Origin of the sequence: Methylotenera sp. 1P/1 (genome assembly GCF_000384355.1) — a bacterium.
Taxonomy (GTDB): Bacteria; Pseudomonadota; Gammaproteobacteria; order Burkholderiales; family Methylophilaceae; genus Methylophilus.
Genome location: NZ_ARWC01000001.1, coordinates 1 through 17,060 on the forward strand (window position 1 = coordinate 1; position 17,060 = coordinate 17,060).

A 17,060-nucleotide genomic window follows, 5' to 3' on the forward strand; every position below is an offset into this window, starting at 1 on the left:
CGCTATCCGCAGCATTAGCGGAGACCGTAATAGCCGTACCTTGCACTACACTCGCACCGGCAGATGGTGCAGTCAGTGAGACAGTAGGCGCTACATTGCCACCTGTACTGCTCGTATACAGCTGCACTTTCGGTACAACATTGTATGTAGCGGTTCCCGGTACTTTCCAGAACAGTTCCATCAGTGCACCACCTGTGAATTCTTGGAATTCCACTGTGATTGGAATGCGCTGACCTGCCGTCATATTCAGTGTGGCACTTGTGTCTAAAGTGGGGCCATGCGGTGTCCAGTTATTGATGATTAACTGATTATTGACATACACCCGCAGGCCATCATCCGAATACGTCTGAAATTGATAAGAGCCAGTCACCGTAGCTTCAATAAACCCAGTCCAACGTACTGAGAAGTTATCGACTGGAACACCTGCACCTGGCGAGCCATTGCCCCAATCAAAGTTAATATCCTCTACACGTTGTAGTTTCACAGTGCCAGTTAAATCACTGGTGGAGTAGTAAGCCGCATTCAATCCGGTACCGGTGCCTGGCGTTGTAGGCGTACTAGAAGTCACCGTGATGGTCACCGCCGTACTGGCTGTAACTGCACCACTATTGTCAGTGGCTCTCGCAGTAATGGAATGAGCGCCGACGGCAGCATTGGTCCAGCTAATGCTGTAAGGCGCAGTAGTGTCGGTAGCAATCAGTGTTGCGTCATCATAGAACGCAACTTGGGTGACCGTACCATCACTATCCGTGGCATTGGCCGAGACCGTAATGGCTGCGCCTTGCCCCACACTCATTCCGGCTGTAGGTGCAGTCAGTGTGACAGTTGGCGGTGATTGAGTCGCCGTACCAATGGTGCTGTATAACTGTGCTTTAGGTACTACACTGAACGTGGATGCACCAGGTAATTTCCAGTTAAGTCCTAACAAGGCACCGCCAGTTAGCTCCTGATACTCAATGATGATAGGCAGTCTTTGCCCTGCATTCATGTTGAAAGCAGCGCTGGCATCTAAAGTAGGAGGGTGGCCAGACCAGTTATCAATAATTAACTGATTGTTGAGATACACCCTTACGCCATCATCCGAGTTGGTTTGTAATTGATAAGACCCTGTGACGGTGGCTTCGATATAGCCTGTCCAACGTGCAGAGAAGTTATCTGCTGGGAGTGTTGCGGCTGGCGAACCATTGCCCCAATTAAAATTAACATCCTCTATGCGTTGCAATACAACATTGCCCGAGAGGTCATTCGAGTAATAGTAAGCACCGTTTAAGCCTGTGCCAGTCGAAGGTTTAGGGGCTTCGCCAGCTTCTTCCATACCAATTTGCTGTACATAGCTCACTACATTGGTCATGTCTGTAGCCGATAGAGTAATGCCGTTGTGCGCAGTAATCGCAGCGTTCATTGTTGCCGCGCTGCCATCATGCAGGTAAGGTGCCGTTGCCCAAACATCGCGTAATGTCGGGATGTCGATGCCACTCAAAGTAGCATTTAGGCGATTACCGCTGGAGGGTTTAATGGTACCGATATTTCTCAGACCATTGGCGCCATTACTGATGGTGAAATCAAACGAGCCATGACAGCTAATACAATTGTTTTGGAATACCGCTTTACCAGCAGTTGCCGCCGGTGTTAAGCCACCAGCGTTATCACGATAAGGCGTGCTATCAAACTTATTCAGCGATTCGACATAAGCGGCCAATTCATCCAACGAAGTACTGATGCCAGATTTTCTATCGCCTAGCGGCTGATTTCGGGTGCCCGTCGCATAGTCAGCATCAGCCATCAAGCCCGAGCCGCCAGACAGTTCGCGAATTTGCCGTTCAAAATCTTGCACTTCATCGAAGTTTGCGCTCCAGTGCAGGAAGCCGTGTGCCTTGCCCGCGCGGCCATTTAAGGCAATGGTATTGCGTAAACCTTCACCAAAGCCAGTCAGATCCCACACACGGCCATCCTGACCGCCATCGTTATGACAGCTTGCGCAGCTCATATAGTTATCACGCGCTAGCCGTGTATCACGTGCGTCGTAAAACAACTGTTTGCCAAGCACTATGCTTGGGTCTAGGTTTTCAGTTTCAATGGTGTAGGTAATTGCGCTGCGAGAAACCGTAAGTTTGCCTTGATTCAATAGTGGTGATAAATCAAACACAGTCACACTTCTATCCATAAACTCTTGCACATAAAGCGTATTGCCGTCTTCTGATAGTGCGAGACCTTGCGGAGCGCGACCTACCTCAAGCCTGAACAGTTCTCGACCGCCAATGGCATCAATCACTGCAACTTGGCGGCTGGTTTCTAACGCAATAAATGCATACACACCACTTGGATGATAAACCGCAGCAGAGCCTACGCTCGAGTTGTCATGATCAATACGTTTTGCATAGTTTTCAGTGAGTGTGGCCATGTTGATGCTTGAGCTAATCGCACGTACCGTGTTTTGGAAGTCTAATTGCTGGCCGCTACGCAGCAGTCCGCGCTTGATGTTGTCTTGCTTAGAGGGCAGCCATGCTTGCGTGCCATCCGGAGAAATAGCAGGTGCTGCTAGATAGTTGGGCAGACCTCTGCCTTGAATCTCCGTATCAGTCTTGTCACTATGCGCCAGTTTAACGGTGCTGGTCACAACCATAGTGTTGGCATTGACGACAATCACTTCGCCCCCTGCATTCGTGGTGTCGATAGTCGCAGTTGCTTCGCCCAGTGCAGGTGGTGAGATAAAACGAGACACCAACACTAATGAGGCATCTGCACTAATGGCCACATGGCGCACACTAGGTGCAACATCAACAATGCCTTGTTGTGCACCGGTGGTGGCGTTCAGTTTAAGCAACTGCCCAGTAGCTTCCAACGCCACAAACGCGCTGGTACCGTTGGGGTCAAATGCCAGGCCATGTGGTAGTGATGCACGTGGCAACATCAATGTTTGCACCACTGCTAAAGTGGTTGGACTAATCACAGAAATACTAGCGCTTCTCTTATTGGTGACCCAAATCCGCCCATCCGGTGCCACTGCAACGGTGCGTGGCGATGTACCGACATCAATCGAGGTGACAAGCGCATTGGATACGCCATCCAGCACGCTGACAGAGTCGTTATCCGGGCTCACCACCCAAATTCTGGACGGATTTCCGCTACGATTCTCTACCGTTATCGGGCTGGAGTTTGTTGGGTTTTTTGCCGTTTTGACTGTGGCTACGGCTTGCAAGAACGTACGTCTTGAAATGGCGCCTACCGTATCTTTGGCGCTCAGTGTCACAACATACACGCCGGGCTGCGCGTAACTATGGCTCACAGCAGGATTGGCGTTGTAAGGAGTGTCTGGACTGCCATCACCAAAGTTCCAGCTATAAGTAGTACTAGAAACAGCAGTCACGCTGTAGTTTGCAGTGCCGCCGGCGCCAATCACAGGCGCGTCGATTGTCCCGCCAATTTCGGGAGGGTCGTACGGTGTGGTAGGCACATTAGGGGGCGCTACATTTTGTCCAATGGCAATGATGACGCCTAAAGAAGGTACGCCGTTTGCGTTGACCGTAACCACTTGGTAATAGCCAGGAGGGGTGAGATTAGCGTTAGGTATCGTGGCGGTGAGACGGTTGCTTTGCTGTGAAAAGGTTAAGGGTATGCGGCGCTGCCCGGTATTGAAAGCATGCGTACCTTTACTCACGCCAAGTAACACCAATTGTGTGATGTTTTCCGTTGTGGTCATGTCCATCTGTATCGGTGCTTCGTGATCGTAGGATAATCCACTAATCGCCTGAATAACTGGGCGAGGCGCCAGTTGTGCACCACTCATGCCGGTTCTGAATAAATAAGGTGGGTAATACACCTCAGCATTTAAATTATTGATAGGACCAGGAGCACCACCACCAAAGGACAGGATAGTGCCATTAGGCATCAGCACAGTATTGGAATGGTAGCCTCTATAAATGGCAGCGTTTGCACCCTGTGACCATGTACCTGTGGTGGGATCCCAGATTTCAACACCATACACAGCACTGCTACCATCGTTATTAGCGCGTGCGGAACCACCGGTGATGACCACTTTGCCATTGGATAAAACGATTGAATTTAGAAAGCGGCGCACATAGGTCATGGCGGGCTGTTCTGTTAATACCGGGTTTGCGCCATTGATGTCAATGACGGTTGCTTTGTTACTGGCCGGTAAATCATCTCCTACAAAGCTGCCATTGCCGCCTGCAATCAAGATCTTGCCCGGTGCATACATCACTGCAGTATTGGTGGCACCCACGTTCACTGGGTTAGCAAAGGTATAGGGCACTTTGAAATTGCCAGCAATGCGTATGGTGCCATTGCCGTTAGGGTCTAGGTACCACATTTTTTCGGAAGACACGCCAAAGATCTGGCCATTCGGTGCGATGAATGCACGTGGAAATGACGCGCGTAAATAGTCAGGGCCAAACGCCTCGCGACTGTAAGCACCAAACAAAGAACGCCAGCCAGTCGTTTCCAGTATTTCCGGCGTCATGGAGGCTAGACCTTGTGCAACGGCTTGATCTGGACTGTTCTCCATATCTTCTGAGTAAGGCACCATGCCGCCAAGGATGATCGGGCGGCCATCTGGCAAATTCAGCAAGGTAGCGTACCAGCGGTCTAGTGCCAGATTGTATGAAGCCGTTTGTACGGTATTGGTAGAAGGGGTGTAAATCGTGGTTGTTCTACCGCCATTACCACCAGAAATAATCAGCCTACCATCGGTCAGGTAAGTAGAGTTTGAACAGAAGCTATCTTGTTGTTGTGCACGAAAGGTCGTTTGGTGGCTATTGTTGCCAAACCCCACTGTGGGGTCCCACAGGTCAAAATAACGGCCATCCTGGCCAGCACCATCAAGTGAAGTGCCATAAGTCAGCACTTTTCCATCAGGCAGCACAGCCGCATGGATACTATTGAGCGGCCACGATTTTACGCTGGACCACATGCCACGCGTGGGCGCATCGGCAGGAATGGCAAGCCCTTGCATAATGGGGTCAGGGCTAATCGGAACCGTTACCCATGCGCTTGGATCGACATCCGCTGCCTGCGTGTTGTGCATCATCGGAATGTCCAGCGTCAGCAGCGATAACATCATCGCTGCGACGATGGCTTTGCGACCTTGTGTGAGATATGGATATTGCTTGAACACGAAACGATTGTGCGGTCGGCTTAATGATTGAGACGGTATGGTTTCGTGCATAAGAGACTCACAATCTTTTCGATAATATATTCTATGGCAATGCTTTGTCATGCTATATCCCCTAATTAAGGGAGGGGTATTACATGCTGTTCAGTTGAGCAATATCTTGCGCAATTCGCGCTTTGTCGATAGGGCTGCCCATGTAGCGCATCATCAGCCGCCCTTGCGCATCCACCAGCCATAAGTGCGTGGTGTGATCGTCCGGACGTACAGCTTGCTTCAATTTTTTTGGGTCGGTGCCGAATAGCTTTAAACGCTCGGTCACGGTCACAATATCTGCGGGATTGCCTGTGATAAATGCCCAGTTGTCTGCCTCTGCATGCATGCGGTGTGTGAATGCTTTGAGCTTGGTTGGGGTATCGTTCAATGGGTCTAACGAGACAGACACAAATACAACACGCGACTTGAGATTGCTAGGCAAACTTTCCAGTATCTCGCTCAAGGCTTTGGTTTGTACCGGGCATACCGCCGAGCATTGCGTATAGATGAAATTGAATAAGGTGATCTTGTGATTTAAGCTAGAGATTTTAAACGGTTGGTTGTGCTGATCTTTAAAGGCTACATTGCCAAAATTGCTATAAAAACTGGTGCTTGCAACTTCTGCACGTAGTTGAGCAGAGTAGATAACAAAGGCAATAGAGACACAGAACAGTGCGCAAAGCTTGTGGGGGAGACTAAACGCCCTCACAACGTTAAATGTGCGCGCTGATATGTGTGTATTCATCTAATCAACATGGCTCAACATGGCGGTTAACACTGCAAAAAGAAAGGGCATGACTTTATGCTGCAAATTAAATGGAATAAGGGCCAATAAATCGCATCAATTAGGTATTCGATTCATCTTAGGTGACCGCTATTTTGGCCTCAATAGCCCGAACGGGCTAATTATGGGGACTAAATTGAAATTGCTGTCAATGCTTGAAAAGTAAAGAACGGTTAAGGTGTTGATGATAAAAGTTAACTATATGATTTTTAATCTATATTTAACTTATTTTTACAATTTTCTCACTGGGCGCTATTGCTGGGTCTCGGCATGCTTAATCGCTATTTATTTTAAAAATAAATAGCGAAGTTGTTGCATATTAACCACGTTGGAGTCGTGTTAAATCATCAATGATTTCTTGCGAGTGTGTAGAGGCTTCCACATTGAAATAAGCTTTGGCAATATTGGCCGCCGGATCAATCAAAAAAGTATAGCGTTTGGCGATGTTGAGTGGACCAATATGTGTGAGTGCGCCATACGATTCAGCCACTTTACCTGATGTATCGGCCAGCAGAGGGAAGGGTAGGTTGTACTTTTTAGCAAAGGCCGCGTGTGATGCGCTGTCATCCACGCTGATGCCGACCACTTTTGCCCCCAGTTTTTCTAAGTGATGCATATCATCACGAAAATGACAGGCTTCTTTGGTGCAGCCGGGGGTATCGTCTTTAGGGTAAAAATAGAGTACTAACCATTGCCCCTTAAATGCATTCAGATCCACCAGCGTTCCCTTGGCATCTGCAAGCGCAAAATAAGGTGCGGCTTGCCCCACGCTTAACTGATGGTTGGGTGCGCTGAAATAACGGTATCCCCAAAAGGCCAGCACTAAGATTACGCTATAAAAAACAATTTTGATTAGCATCATGATTCACGATTGAGTACACAGATAGGTGTGATTGTGATATCAACCCGCAGATTTGTCTAATTGGAAATACCGCATTCTGTGAGAAAATAGCGCGAATATTTTATTTGTGGTTTTTATAGGGCGTTATTGCCTGCATAAAACCGTATGCCCCCGTAGCTCAGTGGATAGAGCATCCCCCTCCTAAGGCGTGGAATCAAAACCCATTCAAAACAAATACTAATATAAATCAATAATTTAGTATTTTTCATACACTCAAAAATCTCTGTTTTCCCCTTATTTTTTGACAAAAATTTGACAAAAAATTAAGGGGCGGTTTTAATGTCATATCACTTAATAAGGGCATTAAAATGGCAGTTCTTCAAAAGGGTATTCAAGAAGTATCTTATAAACAGAAAGATGGAACAACTGTTATTAAGTATCGGGTAAGAATCAATAAGAAAGACATTAAATTAAATAAGCTTGTTGATTCTCTTGAAACTGCCAATGAGTTAATTAACAACTCAAAAACAATAATCGGGAAGAATGCTTTAAACAGTTTTTTAACTCAAGAAGAAGAAAAGCTATTTAAAGAATATGAACATAGTCAATTCTTACAAAATGACAGTCTAGAAGCTTTATTAAATGCTTTTAATGACAAGCATTTTATTAGAAAGCATAAAGATTTAAATGAATTAGACAGAATGAGCAACAAAAAGTATGTTGCTCTTGTGAAGAATATTTCAAAAGTGAAAATCACAGATAATTCATTATTTATTGATAGTCCTATCTCTGTTGCTAATGCTTTTGCTGATGAATTTACAATCAATTTTGGTGATTTAAACCCTTTAAAAATGACTAGTGCTGACATTGCTAGTTATATCTCTAAAAGATTAGAAACTGTTAAAAAATCAACTGTAAAAAGAGAGCTTAATTATTTAAGTAGCTTTTTCAATAATTTTTCTAACTACTTCACAAAATATTCAACTTTGATGGATATTAACCCTGTCGCAAAGGTTAATAAGAAAGATTTAAAAAATTACTTCATTAAAAGAGACAGAAGATTAACAGCAGATGAAGAAGAAAGGTTATTAAAAGCTTTATCACAAACAAGTAATAAAGATATTGTGATTATTACAGTATTAGCTTTAATAACAGGTATGCGAAAAAGTGAAATAATGCTGATGAAGAAAGCAGATATTAAAGACAACTATATACAGCTATACAAGACTAAAAACGGCTTGCCTAGAAAAGTTAAATTGCTTCCTAAGGCTCAACAGATAATGTCTAGCATACTTCTAGACATTGAAAATAAAAAATCAACTGACTATGTTTTTGACCTTTCTATAGAAGGTTTTAATTCTCAATGGAAAAGAATTATCAATGAATTAAAAATTGAAGATTTTAAATTCCACGATTTAAGAAGTGAGTTTATTAGCCGAGCATTAGAAGAATATTCTAATCACTTTGCTGTCAGTGAGTTAGCTAATATTGACGATATAACTTATTTTGAAAAAACACATTTATTTAATTTTGAAGAAAACAACAGAGTTAATAATAAGAATATGAATGTTGAAAGAGATACACAAAGGCAAGTCGGACATTTAAATAGTAGTATGACAAAACACTATACAAGAAATTTAATTGATAATTTAACTAAAAAGATCAAATAAAAAGTTTACTTTTTAAATAAACATTTATAGAATCGATTTTGTTGTAATTATTTTAAATTTTTGGAGATTTTAATAATGGCTAATACAGTTGAAGATATTGATTCACAAATCAAAGCACTACAAGAAAAGAAAACTTTATTATTGAATGAGAAAAAAGCAGAAGTAATTGCTAATGTCATTGAGTTAATTAAATCATACGATTTAACAGCAAAAGACTTAGGCTTAAGCACTAGAGCAAAAAACAAACCTAAAGCAAAAGCTAAATATGCGAATCCAGATTTTCCAGACCAAACTTGGTCAGGAAGTGGAAGAAAACCAGCTTGGGTAAATAGCTTTATTGATTTACACGGCTCACTTGATAAAGCATTGATTAAATAAAATAAGCCCTTACGGGCTTTTTTTATTAACTTTGAAATGCTGATTTTTTGTTTTTCTTGTATTCCATTTTTTCAGGTTCTTTATCATCGTAAGGGCTATCTGTACAAGCATCATTAATAATATCTTCAAAAGTTATCGTATCTTCTTTATTAGTAGCTCTCACATAATTATTAATAACGGTCAGGCGGTTTCCGTTAAAAAAGAAATTTAAGTTAAAAAAATATATTCCCCTTTCGTCTGTTTCATCAATAATATCTAGCTCTATTAATTGCTTTCTAGCTAAATAGAAACTCTTTTCACATAAAGCTTTCACATTGTTGTATCTACAGAATCTTACATAGTGTTTATAATTAACTTCTATCTCAGTCTTGTTAAAGCTAGAGCTAGCTTGTAAGCATTTAAATATATATTCAAAAACAAGTTTTGAACTGTTCTTTAATTCACTCAATACACTATTAGCATTGATAAAAACCTTCAAAAACTCTTTATCATCTAATAATTGAACAGTTTTTTTAATTGTTTTTGTATTCTTGTTATAAAACTTCCCCTCAATAACTTCAATATTGTTATTGTCTAAATACTGCTTGATAAATTTATTCTCTTTCATTTAATCCACCTTTTTTTATTGTTATGAATTAATTAAAGCAGTTAAATTGTAAAAGTCAATAACGAAATTACAGGATTACAAGAAAAAAATAATCTGTTTCACTCTCAAAACACTGTAATTAAATAAAGATTATTCTGTAATTATGAAACTAAATTTTACAGTTAGTCCAAAAACATACAGAAAAACCTGTAATAAACTGGACTAAATAAAAAACTGTTTTACAGTGTTCTAAACCTTAATATAAAAGGCTTACAGATATTCAGTTAAAAATGTCAGCTAGACAGATATAGATTTATCTATATCTATTTAAATAGATATAGATAAAGAAAATCATTAACCGTTTTGTTTATGTTCGCTTGATGCTCACAACAAAACTAATTAATACTTAAAATCAAAACCATCTGGATTAAATAGAACCACAGTTTTTAAACTCACATTATTAAAACAGTGTTTTAAATGTATGTTTAAGTTTCTTGGTTATTTAAAGTCAAAGTCAAAACCTTGAAAATGTGCCCCTCAGGGCAAAAGTCAAAAGCATCTGGGTTAAATAGAACCACAGTTCTATATTTGGAGTTCCTGGACAGCTTTTAATCAACACATCTATACAAGCATATCAAAGACTTGTTTTAAATCGTTTTAAACATCATTGCTGAAAGCCATATTTTGCTAACTTGTTAGCAATGGTTTTCCCTCACTCCCTCAAAAGCGAGCTTGCGAGCGGTTAGGTTTTCAAATCATCCAAAATTAATTTTTGTATATGTATTGACATTGTCATTACATTTAATAAATTTAAATCATAACAACTATAAAAAAAGGATGATTAAAATGATTAAAGAAAGTATTGAAGATAAAAACCTAATGGAATATTACACAACTGAAGTTGAGAAATATTTTAAGTTATTTGCTAAAAGCATTATTGATACAAACAAGATAAAGTATTTTGATAAATCAGCTAGTGAAAATTTAACTGATTATGAATTTCAAAAAAACTTTGAAGAAAACAATAAATTACTTGAATCATTAGAATCAATAAATATTTCTTACATGATGAATATTAAAAATGCGGGCGGATGGGCTGATTATAACAATAATGAAATTGTGATTAATGCTAGCAATGTTCTTTACATAAAGTCTTTAATAATTCATGAGTTTAGCCATCATTTGATAAATATTTTATCTAGGGGAAGAATTAAAGGACATACTTTAGAATTTGCTATTTTCAATTATTGCTTACTGAATAGATATGAAGATAGTTTGTTTTCTAAAGATTTTCATTTAATTGAACACGATAAATCTTTATTTTCTGGAAGAACTAATTTTTTCAGAAGCTATGACATTAGAGATGAGCCTTCAATAGCATTACTTTCAATCAATGTTTTTAAATTTGATTCTCTAATTAAAAACATTCAATTTGAGACATTACAAGATTTATTTAAAAAATCTTGTAAATATGCTGGAAAGATTAGAAATAAAGCAATTGAAATATAAAATAAATATTGAAAATGTATTGACATTGTAATTACATTTACTAAATTTAATATATAACTATAAGAAAGAGAGTATTTAATGAACAACGAAATTTTAGAAAGGATTGAACAACTAAATAAATTAAATTTGTTAATTAGCAATACAACATCAGCTTTTAAATTTGAATTATACAAATTACAAGAGCAATTAGAACAAGAACTAAACTATTTACTAGTAATTGAAAAATCTAATTTAGATTTTAAGATTGATGATCAAGAAGAAAACTATATTGATATGGAACAACTAAAAAACAACAAACACCCAGACAATATATATACAACTGAACAACAACAAAAACACTATTTTACCAAGTCTTAAAAATAACAATAACAAAAAGGAGATTATAAAATGATGGTAGAAATTAAAAACAAACTATTTAATGCTAATAAAGACAAAAAGGAAGTTGTAAAGCATTTAATAGCACACGAAAAAACAAACACTTTTGGGGGATGGAATGACTGTTATATCTCATACAACATTGAATTAAAAATGTTTGCTATCTATAAAAGATATTCACACGAGAACATTAAAGACATTGAACTTTACTTTAATGATTTTGCTGAACAACTTATAGAAGAAGCTTTAGAGCTATATGAAATTAATCACACAGTCAAAAGTGGCGAAAACTTCATTGCTTTACATTTTCATAAACTAGACTTGAAATTAAAGGAGTTTAGAAAATGATAAATACATATAAATGTCTATTATCAAAAAATTGTTTAATCTCATTAAATATGAATAAAACAATCAGAGAGCTTGATGATAATGAGCTAGAAAACTTAAAAGACTATCTTATGTTCTTAACAAGAATAACAAGAAAACAATTAAAAAAACAAAAGGGGCTTTAAATGGAAAAAACAACAACTATTCAATTAAGAGTAGCAGAGGATTTAAAAAAGGAAATGATAGAAACAGCTAAGTATTACAGATTAACACTTAGTAATTATCTAACTTTATTACATACAACTACTCAAGATAAAGATTCATCAAGTTATTCTAACAGAGCTATAAATAACTTCAAAAACAATAACTAAAAAGGAGAGAATTATGAATTATTTTGAAAGAGATGACAAAACAAAATCAGAGAGAACAGAAGGAAGTAATGATGTAGAACTGTCTGAATTATTTAAAGAAGATAAATATGAATGTATCAAAGATTTTTTTAGAATTATTTTCGGAACATATGTTTTTATAGCATTCACAATAATACCTATGCTTTATATAATCACAACACTATTTCCGACTTTGAACTGTAAATAAAAAATGCCCTTAAGGGCATTTTTTATTCTGTTGTTTTCTTTCCCCAAATCAAAGCATACTTTGACATAACCATCCTCAGTAATTGAGCAGTTCCTTTACCTTCTTTTTTAGCATACTCTTCAAAAATCTTGAAGTCTGCTTCTTCTAAATAAAATGTTTTCTTAACTAACTTTGCCCCTTTATATTCTCTTGTAATTGCCATAATCAAATCCTTTTCTTTTTTATTTTTATATAAGACCTTTTAAGTAAGACCTCACTTATAAGCTAGCAGACATTACAAGTATGTCAATAGCTTTTTGTAAGACTTGTAATATAAGACTTTAATTATTTTCTGTTTAATCTTTGTCTTACTTCTCACATCTTATTAATCAAAAACAAAGTCAAAAGCGAAGTTTGTTCTTGTAATCAATACTATCGTATTTATTACTACACATATCGCAATTGTTCCAATTGCCCCGAAAAACCCTTAAAACCAGTCCTAGCCTATCGGCTAGGGTAAAGCCAAGTCAAAAGCGATTCCAAGAACAAAAACCATAAAGGAATACCCAAATAAATACGAATGTCTTTAATTAAAGCCTTTCAAAAGTATTTACTTATATATTGTTTCAAGTCTTGCTATTTGTTTTTAATTTACTATATTTAAAGTATTGACTACTAATTAAGGTCTTCAATAATAAAAATAGGAGTTATATAAATGAAGAAAACAACAAAAACAATAAAGCTTGATTACTTACTAGCAATTGCTGTTAAAGATTATTCACAAACTAATAAATGCTATGAAATAGATATTATTGAAAAAGCATTAAGAAATTTTTTTGAAGAGACTAAAGAAAAGGAATCATTGAAATCTATTCAAAACTATTTAGAACTAATTTCTAATCAGAATGAAAACATTCTGAATAAAATAAATTCTTTTGAAGTGTAAGGAATTTACTATGAAGATTCATTATGCTAGACAGAGAGAACAGGATTATTTATTAGACCCCTGGGAATATAGAACTTATCAGAATGATTATTTAATGTTCTTTGCTTTAGGTTTTCTACTATCTCTTACCTTTCTCTATTTTTTCTTGGGTTATATTTTAGATGCTTCAATAATATCTTTATATAACAACTATACAACTGTGAATAAATTTAATTTTGTTTGTTCTGGTTTGATTGGTATTTATACAAGTTTCAAATTAACTAAAGTAATTAATTGGACTATTCAATCAAGAGAAAGCGAAAATTTTTATTATTCTGATACAGATGAAGCAAATGAAATATTTCACACACAACAAGATAAATCAGAAAAATTAAGTTTCACAATTGGTGAAAATAAAAATTCATTTGTTTTAATTTCTCAAGAAGAATGTGAGAAGAAAAGATTTTCATATAAAAAAAATAAGTTAGTTAAGAAAGAAGATTTTTATAAGCCAGTAGCAATTAATGAAGATGCTAGTATTTTAAGTCATTTAATAATAGGTCTTGCTGGTTCGGGTAAATCAGTACTATTAGACAGAATGTATGACAATGTTTTAATGAATGGTCATAAATTAATAGTCCATGCCCCCGATTCTAAAGCTAGAGATATTTTAATGAGCTCTGGATATCGTTGTTCTGTATCTGCTCCTTGGTTAATAGATAGTATTTATATTGATATATTTTCAATTTTATTAAATGAGAAAAACGAAAAAACTAGAAATTCTTTAATAGACTTAGTTATAACTTCAATTCACGGAGTAGTTGATGAAAGTTCTTCAAATGCCTTTTTTGAAAATGGAGCTGTATATATATTAACAGCAACATTAAGAAAATTATGTTTTGAATATAATGAAGAAGTAATCAAAGAAGAAACTGAAGAAGAATTTAAACCTAATCTAAAACCAACATTAGAAACTTGGAGAAATCTTTTAATATCTTACAAACATATCTATGAGTTTAAGAATGTTATAGAAACTTACTATCCTGAAGCATCTATGACTATTAGTGAAGATGCTGAAAAAATGACAGCAAGCATTATTGCTTCTATGACTAAATCTTTAACTACAATAGGGCTATTGAGTGATTGCTATAAAAACAATAAATCAAGTTTTGATTTGAAAGCTTGGTGTATTGATAATGACTTCAAGAAAGACAGTCAAGTAATTATTCTATGTAGTGATAATGTAAATATGGAAGTATCTAAAGCAAATATTGGTCTATTCATTAATCTAGCTACAAGTTTCTTATTATCAAATGAAAGAGAAATTTCTTTTAAAAAGAATAAAAGAAGAGTTTATCAAGTAATAGATGAATATCCTTTATTCGCAAAAAATATTGATGTTGTGAAATGGCTTGAAATTATCAATGTAGGTAGAAAATACGGAAACACCGCAATAGTAGCTTTACAAACAACTAGTCAAATGGCAGAAGCTTTAAACCATAAGGAAAAATCTTTAGAAACGTTTTTAGGTTCTTTTCATACTCAGTACATAGCAGCACCCTCAAGCCAAGAGGATACATACTTATCAAAAGTTGTAGGAGAAATAACTTATATAGATACTGAATTTACAGGTTCTTCAGATTCAAATGCTAGACAGAGCATAGGAACATCTAAGAAACAAAGAAAAGTAAGTATTGATTTTAAACAGCTTCAAACTGATTTAGGTTTTAAAACTATCAATGATGAAAAGCTAGGTTTGAATATTGGAATTCGTTTGCTAGGTACTAAATCAGTTTGTGTTTTGTTCTTTCCTTTTGTAGAAGAATTTGGAAAATCTAATAGAGATAAGTTAAGAAGTAAAGGTCAGATTGTTAAAGATAAAGACACTGGAAATGAATATTTTTATTATGTAGATAAGACAGGAACAAAAAGAAAAAAGAAATTATTTTTTAATGATACTGCTATTAATTTTGATAAAAAATCAACAGCAAATGATATTCATACAAGAGAGTTATTAACATTACAAAATACTAGAGAAAAATTAATTAAAGATAAGAAATTGAAACAACTTGAGGATGTGAATAAAAAAATTGAAGTTGTAGAAAAATTATTGAATCCTGAATCTAAAAATAATTTTGAAGAAAAGGTAATTTCTGATGTTGCTATTCATTCATTAGATAGCACAGGAGCAACTTCTTTAGTTTTAAATACTTTAGATGTATTTGACGAATTAACTTCAACCCTTGAAACTGAACAAGTTGAAGTTAATTTCAGTACTAATTCAAATGAATCAAAAATAAAATTGAGAAAGAAACAAAAAGAACAAGAAAGATAATAATAAAAAGGAGAAATCAATATGATAAGTAATAAAGGAATTAAGAATATAGACTATTACACTAAAGAGTTTATGAAGGATGATTATTATAATAAGGCTGGAAACAAAGAAGAGGGTATAGGCGAATGGAATGGAGAAGCTTACAAATCATTGAAGCTTGATAAAACAATAACACCTAAAAACTTTTGGGGTGTTTTGAGTGGTAAAAATCCGAATACAGATGAAAAGCTATCTAAGTATGTAAGAAAGCAACCCGCAGACCTTGGACAAGATTTTGTAATCAATGCTAATAAAGACTTTAGCTTGTTAGTAAATGTATATGAAGGCCACCCATTACAAACAGAGCTTTTAAAGGTTTGGAATGATGCCCAGGTATTCGCCAGAAGCGAATTTGAGAAGAGATTGACATATAGGCAAGGCAAGGACTACAAACAAGTTCAAGGTGCTTTTATAGGCACTTGGCAACATAAAACATCTAGAGAGGAAAATGAGAAGATTGACCCTCATTTACATAGTCATAATGTCATTGGAAATTATGCCCTTGCTCAAGATGGTACATATAAAGCTGTAGATTTTAAAAGACTATTTGAAGACAAGTTATTAATAGCAAGTGAAGTTCAAGTAAAAATTGCTCAAGGTGTTAAAGCTCTTGGATTTGAGATTGAAGAATCTAGAACAGGCTGGCAATTAAAATGTATTAGTGATGAAGTAAGAAAGGAATTTTCAGGAAGAGCTGAAAAAATTAAAAGTAAAATTCCAGAGAATGCCACTTATGAAGAAAAACAAAAACAAGCAAATATTAAAGTTAAAAAAACTGACTATGATTTGAATGCTCTAAAAAAAGAATGGAAACAAAGATTTTCAAATAACGGATTAACAATAAAGAATCTGGAAAGTACAAGAAGTTTAAAACATAAAGATTTAGAAATTACTAAAGATGACATCATACTGAAAGCAATGTCATTATCTAAATCTAGCTATTTCACTAATAAACAAATTGAATTAGCTATAGTTCAAAAATCACAAGTCTATAAAGTTGATAGAGAAAAAATATTAAGTGAAATATTTACAGATAAGAATTTAGTAAATACTGGAATATTAGATAAAAAAAATGAAGTTAAATATTATCATAAAGACCATACATATAAAGATTTCCAGAAATTCACTGATAAATCTATTCAATTAAATAAAAGACTTAACTTTTTATCTTTAAAAAATAGCTTTAGTAAAGACATAAGTAAATCAGATGTTAAATCTAATGACAAATATTCAAATGATAAAAGTCCTTATAAACCTTCTTATAAACCTTCTTTGAATAGTAATGTTTCATCTAATAGTAATATTTCTGAAAATTCATCTAAAGCATTAGATACACAAGAAATCAGTTCAAGTATTGATGATTTAGAAATGGAACTATTAACTTTACCCGATGGCGACCCAAGAAGAGAAATGTTAGAACAAAGAATAAAACATATTAGATTACAAATGTTAAACCAGATTGAAGAAAAAGGTAAATCTAGCTATAGAGATAATAATCAAGAACAACAGCAAGAGAATACTAAAGAAGTTGAAGCACAAATATAATAAAAA

At 35.9% G+C, this 17,060-nt stretch carries 15 protein-coding genes; 10 read left to right on the forward strand and 5 right to left on the reverse strand.

The annotated features are described in order from the left end of the window. The 3 genes from A3Q3_RS14055 to A3Q3_RS0100020 all read right to left on the reverse strand — a co-directional run. Nucleotides 1-5,185 (reverse strand): PA14 domain-containing protein (locus A3Q3_RS14055; protein WP_198288896.1); only part of this gene is annotated, 5,185 nt, incomplete at its 3' end. 79 nt (nucleotides 5,186-5,264) lie between these two features. Further along, nucleotides 5,265-5,909 carry an SCO family protein gene (locus tag A3Q3_RS14060; RefSeq protein ID WP_020181505.1) on the reverse strand — a complete coding sequence of 215 codons (645 nt, stop codon included), beginning with the start codon at nucleotides 5,907-5,909 and terminating at the stop codon, nucleotides 5,265-5,267. 358 nt (nucleotides 5,910-6,267) lie between these two features. Beyond that, nucleotides 6,268-6,807 (reverse strand): peroxiredoxin, encoded by a 540-nt coding sequence (locus A3Q3_RS0100020; protein WP_026361642.1) that lies wholly within the window; start codon nucleotides 6,805-6,807, stop codon nucleotides 6,268-6,270. Nucleotides 6,808-7,157: 350 nt separating this feature from the next. Here A3Q3_RS0100020 and A3Q3_RS0100025 point away from each other — a divergent pair, with 350 nt between their 5' ends. Further along, on the forward strand, nucleotides 7,158-8,459 hold the full coding sequence (locus A3Q3_RS0100025; protein ID WP_020181508.1) for a site-specific integrase: 1,302 nt from the start codon (nucleotides 7,158-7,160) through the stop codon (nucleotides 8,457-8,459). Nucleotides 8,460-8,534: 75 nt separating this feature from the next. Continuing rightward, complete coding sequence (locus A3Q3_RS0100030) at nucleotides 8,535-8,837, forward strand: H-NS histone family protein (RefSeq protein WP_020181509.1); 303 nt, start codon at nucleotides 8,535-8,537, stop codon at nucleotides 8,835-8,837. A 25-nt stretch (nucleotides 8,838-8,862) separates the two neighbouring features. Here A3Q3_RS0100030 and A3Q3_RS0100035 read toward each other — a convergent pair whose 3' ends face one another. Then, nucleotides 8,863-9,444, reverse strand: coding sequence for a hypothetical protein (locus tag A3Q3_RS0100035; RefSeq protein ID WP_020181510.1), 582 nt, complete (start codon nucleotides 9,442-9,444; stop codon nucleotides 8,863-8,865). 825 nt (nucleotides 9,445-10,269) lie between these two features. Here A3Q3_RS0100035 and A3Q3_RS0100040 point away from each other — a divergent pair. The 5 genes from A3Q3_RS0100040 (at nucleotide 10,270) to A3Q3_RS0100065 (ending at nucleotide 12,231) form a co-directional block, all read left to right on the forward strand. Continuing rightward, the gene (locus A3Q3_RS0100040) at nucleotides 10,270-10,932 is read left to right on the forward strand and encodes a hypothetical protein (protein ID WP_020181511.1); all 663 of its coding nucleotides are present in this window, start codon (nucleotides 10,270-10,272) and stop codon (nucleotides 10,930-10,932) included. Nucleotides 10,933-11,010: 78 nt separating this feature from the next. Beyond that, entirely contained in the window at nucleotides 11,011-11,289 is a 279-nt protein-coding gene (locus tag A3Q3_RS0100045; protein ID WP_020181512.1) for a hypothetical protein, read from the forward strand. A gap of 30 nt (nucleotides 11,290-11,319) precedes the next feature. Beyond that, a complete protein-coding gene (locus A3Q3_RS0100050; RefSeq protein WP_020181513.1) occupies nucleotides 11,320-11,655 on the forward strand; it encodes a hypothetical protein in 336 nt (111 codons plus the stop codon). A 164-nt stretch (nucleotides 11,656-11,819) separates the two neighbouring features. Next, the gene (locus tag A3Q3_RS0100060) at nucleotides 11,820-12,005 is read left to right on the forward strand and encodes a hypothetical protein (RefSeq protein WP_020181515.1); all 186 of its coding nucleotides are present in this window, start codon (nucleotides 11,820-11,822) and stop codon (nucleotides 12,003-12,005) included. 13 nt (nucleotides 12,006-12,018) lie between these two features. After that, entirely contained in the window at nucleotides 12,019-12,231 is a 213-nt protein-coding gene (locus A3Q3_RS0100065) for a hypothetical protein (protein ID WP_020181516.1), read from the forward strand. Nucleotides 12,232-12,253: 22 nt separating this feature from the next. Here the strand turns inward: A3Q3_RS0100065 and A3Q3_RS0100070 are convergent, their stop codons facing one another. Then, the gene (locus A3Q3_RS0100070; protein WP_020181517.1) at nucleotides 12,254-12,433 is read right to left on the reverse strand and encodes a hypothetical protein; all 180 of its coding nucleotides are present in this window, start codon (nucleotides 12,431-12,433) and stop codon (nucleotides 12,254-12,256) included. Nucleotides 12,434-12,925: 492 nt separating this feature from the next. Between A3Q3_RS0100070 and A3Q3_RS0100075 the strand changes: the two genes are divergently transcribed. Genes A3Q3_RS0100075 through mobF form a run of 3 tightly spaced genes read left to right on the forward strand, consistent with a single transcriptional unit; the run spans nucleotide 12,926 to nucleotide 17,054 of the window. After that, a complete protein-coding gene (locus A3Q3_RS0100075; protein WP_020181518.1) occupies nucleotides 12,926-13,156 on the forward strand; it encodes a hypothetical protein in 231 nt (76 codons plus the stop codon). A 10-nt stretch (nucleotides 13,157-13,166) separates the two neighbouring features. After that, nucleotides 13,167-15,470, forward strand: a complete 2,304-nt coding sequence (locus A3Q3_RS0100080; protein ID WP_020181519.1) for a type IV secretion system DNA-binding domain-containing protein — start codon at nucleotides 13,167-13,169, stop codon at nucleotides 15,468-15,470. 21 nt (nucleotides 15,471-15,491) lie between these two features. Further along, a complete protein-coding gene (mobF, locus tag A3Q3_RS0100085) occupies nucleotides 15,492-17,054 on the forward strand; it encodes a MobF family relaxase (RefSeq protein ID WP_020181520.1) in 1,563 nt (520 codons plus the stop codon). Nucleotides 17,055-17,060: the final 6 nt, after the last annotated feature.

Excerpts from the sequence above, each read along its gene's own strand:
- A3Q3_RS14060 (WP_020181505.1), bottom strand. The coding sequence starts at position 5,909 with ATGAATACACACATATCAGCGCGCACATTTAACGTTGTGAGGGCGTTT.
- A3Q3_RS0100020 (WP_026361642.1), bottom strand. The coding sequence starts at position 6,807 with ATGCTAATCAAAATTGTTTTTTATAGCGTAATCTTAGTGCTGGCCTTT.
- A3Q3_RS0100025 (WP_020181508.1), top strand. The coding sequence starts at position 7,158 with ATGGCAGTTCTTCAAAAGGGTATTCAAGAAGTATCTTATAAACAGAAA.
- A3Q3_RS0100030 (WP_020181509.1), top strand. The coding sequence starts at position 8,535 with ATGGCTAATACAGTTGAAGATATTGATTCACAAATCAAAGCACTACAA.
- A3Q3_RS0100035 (WP_020181510.1), bottom strand. The coding sequence starts at position 9,444 with ATGAAAGAGAATAAATTTATCAAGCAGTATTTAGACAATAACAATATT.
- A3Q3_RS0100040 (WP_020181511.1), top strand. The coding sequence starts at position 10,270 with ATGATTAAAGAAAGTATTGAAGATAAAAACCTAATGGAATATTACACA.
- A3Q3_RS0100045 (WP_020181512.1), top strand. The coding sequence starts at position 11,011 with ATGAACAACGAAATTTTAGAAAGGATTGAACAACTAAATAAATTAAAT.
- A3Q3_RS0100050 (WP_020181513.1), top strand. The coding sequence starts at position 11,320 with ATGATGGTAGAAATTAAAAACAAACTATTTAATGCTAATAAAGACAAA.
- A3Q3_RS0100060 (WP_020181515.1), top strand. The coding sequence starts at position 11,820 with ATGGAAAAAACAACAACTATTCAATTAAGAGTAGCAGAGGATTTAAAA.
- A3Q3_RS0100065 (WP_020181516.1), top strand. The coding sequence starts at position 12,019 with ATGAATTATTTTGAAAGAGATGACAAAACAAAATCAGAGAGAACAGAA.
- A3Q3_RS0100070 (WP_020181517.1), bottom strand. The coding sequence starts at position 12,433 with ATGGCAATTACAAGAGAATATAAAGGGGCAAAGTTAGTTAAGAAAACA.
- A3Q3_RS0100075 (WP_020181518.1), top strand. The coding sequence starts at position 12,926 with ATGAAGAAAACAACAAAAACAATAAAGCTTGATTACTTACTAGCAATT.
- A3Q3_RS0100080 (WP_020181519.1), top strand. The coding sequence starts at position 13,167 with ATGAAGATTCATTATGCTAGACAGAGAGAACAGGATTATTTATTAGAC.
- mobF (WP_020181520.1), top strand. The coding sequence starts at position 15,492 with ATGATAAGTAATAAAGGAATTAAGAATATAGACTATTACACTAAAGAG.